At 66.7% G+C, this 3,023-nt stretch carries 2 protein-coding genes and 2 pseudogenes; all 4 read right to left on the reverse strand.

Features of this window, described 5'->3' with window-relative positions; all coding sequences use genetic code 11:
* Positions 1-791 (reverse strand): carbohydrate ABC transporter permease (locus tag CV1CTNOD_RS17290; RefSeq protein WP_242606774.1); only part of this gene is annotated, 791 nt, incomplete at its 3' end.
* Entirely contained in the window at positions 788-1,099 is a 312-nt protein-coding gene (locus tag CV1CTNOD_RS17295) for a hypothetical protein (protein ID WP_131787084.1), read from the reverse strand. The genes CV1CTNOD_RS17295 and CV1CTNOD_RS17290, both read right to left, overlap by 4 nt.
* 82 nt (positions 1,100-1,181) lie before the next feature.
* A pseudogene (alsS, locus tag CV1CTNOD_RS27925) lies at positions 1,182-2,851 on the reverse strand (acetolactate synthase AlsS).
* Between the two features lie 65 nt (positions 2,852-2,916).
* Positions 2,917-3,023 (reverse strand): annotated as a pseudogene (locus tag CV1CTNOD_RS27930) (ArsR family transcriptional regulator); the annotation flags it as partial.

The raw sequence follows: 3,023 nt of genomic DNA on the forward strand, positions 1-3,023 counted from the left end.
GTCATGGTCAGCGCGGTCTCGGTGGCGCCGAGCGGGCCGCCGCCGGTCATCACGTTGATCGTGTCGAAGACCTGCACCGACTCCAGGATCGTCATCACCGTGGCGAAGAGCATGATTGGCTTCAACAGTGGCAGGGTGATCAGCCGGAGCTTGCTCCATCCGCGGATGCCGTCCACGGCGGCGGCCTCGTGCACCGAGGACGGGATGCTGGTGAGGCCGGACGCGAACAGCAGCATGGTCAGCGCCGCGCCCCGCCACACCCCGACCGCGGCGACGGTGGCCAGGGCGTAGCGCTCGTCGCCGAGGTAGTTGACCGGGCCGATGCCGAGCACCGCCAGCACCTGGTTGGCGAAACCGCCCCGTAAGGCGAAGATCCACCGGAACACCACGGCCATCGCGACGAGGTTGGCGGTGAACGGCAGGAACAGCAGGGTGCGCAGCAACCGCCCGCCCCGCCGCAGCGACTGGACCAACAGGGCAAGCCCCAGACCGACGGCGAGGCTGGGCATGATCGTCAGCAGGCAGTAGAGCAGGGTGTTTCCCAGCGACTGCAGCACATCCGGGTTGGACAGCACGTCGGCGAAGTTCGCCGCACCGACCCATGACCAGGTGGTGTTCGCGCCGAGGTCGATGCGGAACAGGCTGCCCACGACCGCGAGCACGCCGGGTAGCAGCATGAACAGGCCGATCAGGATCAGCGCCGGCGTGGTGAGGACGAGCCCGGCGCGGCTGTCCCGGCTCGGCCGCGGACGCGGCGGAGCCTGCTGCTCCGCGAGCGCGGGGGCACTCATGCCAATGCCAGGGCTGCGGTGTCGAGCGCGAACACGCTGCCGTCCACGCCGACCGCGACGGCCAGCTCACCGGCCACGGCAAGCGGAACCGCCACCGGGACACCCAGGGGAATATCGCCACGCCCGTGCCGTGGCCTCTCGCGTCGGCGTGTCGTGTCACCTTCATAAACGCCGTCCAGCAGCGCGCTTATGGTGCTGGTCTGGTAGACGACTTCCCTTGCTGGCTGTCGATTCTGCTCGGGGTGCTGTCGAGCACCTACAGGCGTGCCGTCGGTGGCGTGCGCCGTGGTGCTGTCCACATCAGACATGGGTACTGCCCTTCCGCGTCTCGCCCTGACGGGATCACCGCAGAGCAAAGGGTGGTCGTGTGCACAAGCTGTAGCCCAGCTGTCACTCGACTACGTTGTCCCGCTGGAGCTCAATGTTGTGGCTGTAGTCGATCGGCACCTCGACGACGACGGGTCCCTCGGTCTCAAGTGCCTGCTTCAGCACAGCGGTGAACTGGTCCGGGTGTTCCACCCGGTAACCCATAGCCCCGAAAGCCTCCGCCATCCGGACCAGATCGACCGGCCCGAAATCCACGTGGTAGCGCTTTCCGTGCTTGAGTTCCTGCCCGATCCCGACCATGTCGTAGCTGCCGTCCTGCCAGACGATGTGTACGGTGTTCGCCCTGAACCGCACCCTGGTCTCCAGGTCCATTACCGAGAACTGGAACCCACCGTCGCCGGAGACCGACACCACCTTCTTCTCGGGCCGCAGCAGGCTGGCCGCGATCGCCCATGGCAGTGCGACGCCCATGGTCTGCTGTCCGTTGCTGAACAGCGGCTGGTGAGGCTGGTACACCCGGAAATACCGGGCCATCCAGATGTAGTGCGAGCCCACGTCACAGGTGATGATCGTCTCGTCATCGACCAGTGCCCGCAGTTCCGCCATCAGCCGCAGCGGGTGCATACGGTGACCATGGGTGTCACGGGGCGGGACACTCATCTGCCTTAACCGCTCACGCTGCCGGTCAACCTCGTCCGCAGCCGAAGGGGACAGCGATAGGCCGGACACCCGCTCGCGCAAAGCCGTGACGGTCGCGGGGCGATGTCGCCGCACAACTCTGTTCCGGGCTGGTAGTGGTTCTCCGTCTCGCTGATGAGCTCGTCGAGGTAGATGATGGCGCGCTCGCCTGAGCGGTTCCACGTGGATGGCGGGTACCCGACGGGGTCGTACCCGATCGCCAGAATGACGTCGGCTTTGGACAGCAGCACATCGCCTGACTGATTGCGCCACAGCACGACTCGGCCGACATAGCACGACTCGAGCTCACGGAAGACCACGCCAGCGGCCTGGAAGGTCTCCACGAGCGGCAGCCTGGTGGCTGCGACCAGGTCCCGGATGGCGCGCACCGCCTCGGGGCTGCTGGTCGCATCCCGGCGAGGATGACCGGGGAGTGGACCGCCCGTAGGCTGGAGGCCGCCTCCTCGATCAGGTTTTCTGGCGCGGCCCCCAACCGCATCATGACTGTGGTCCCAACGCACGCGCCGAAGTGAGATGAGGTGAGGTGAGAAAGGCCGAAGTGAGGTGAGAAAGAAGGTCCTGCGGGAAGATGACGGCGGTCGCTCCCTGCGGGGGGTGACCGCGACTCGGAATGCCAGCATGATCGCCTCGGGGACGTTGTCCGCAACGCTGACCTCGCCGACCCGCTTGGTGACCGGCGGCTTGAACAGGCTGACCGTGTCCATGGACTGTTGTCTGTGTTTGAGCTGGTCAGCCCGCGGTACAGCGCCGACCAGGGCCACGATCGGATCACCCTCGGTGGTGGCGGTGAGCAAACCGGTTACCAGGTTCGACGCGCCGGGCCCCGAATTTGTCAACACAACCCCCGGTAGTCTGGTCAACCTGCCGACGGCGGCAGCCATGAATGCCGCGTTCTGCTCGTGGCGGCAGAGCACCAGCGGGGGCCCGTTGCCGTCAAGGGCATTGAAGACCGGATCGGTCTTGGCGCCCGGGATTCCGAAGACGAACGGGACGCCCAGCCCTGCCAGGAACTCAACGATCCCTTCCGCAACCAGGCGCTCCGCAGAGGTGTGCCCGTCGCTTGGCTTCGTGGTCACGGCGGCGTGCCTCCTTTCCTAGTGCGGTGGCCCTCCCCGCTACGGCTGACCAGGCCGACTTGCCCGAGCACCTTCAGGTGCTTGGAGACCGCCTGCACGGTGGCCTCGTACGGCTCGGCGAGGTCGCCGA

Origin of the sequence: Protofrankia symbiont of Coriaria ruscifolia, from assembly GCF_900634745.1 — a bacterium.
Classification (GTDB): Bacteria; Actinomycetota; Actinomycetes; order Frankiales; family Frankiaceae; genus Protofrankia; species Protofrankia californiensis.

Bases quoted from the DNA above. Each gene is read 5' to 3' on its own strand.
- CV1CTNOD_RS17295 (WP_131787084.1), bottom strand. From the start codon at position 1,099: ATGTCTGATGTGGACAGCACCACGGCGCACGCCACCGACGGCACGCCT.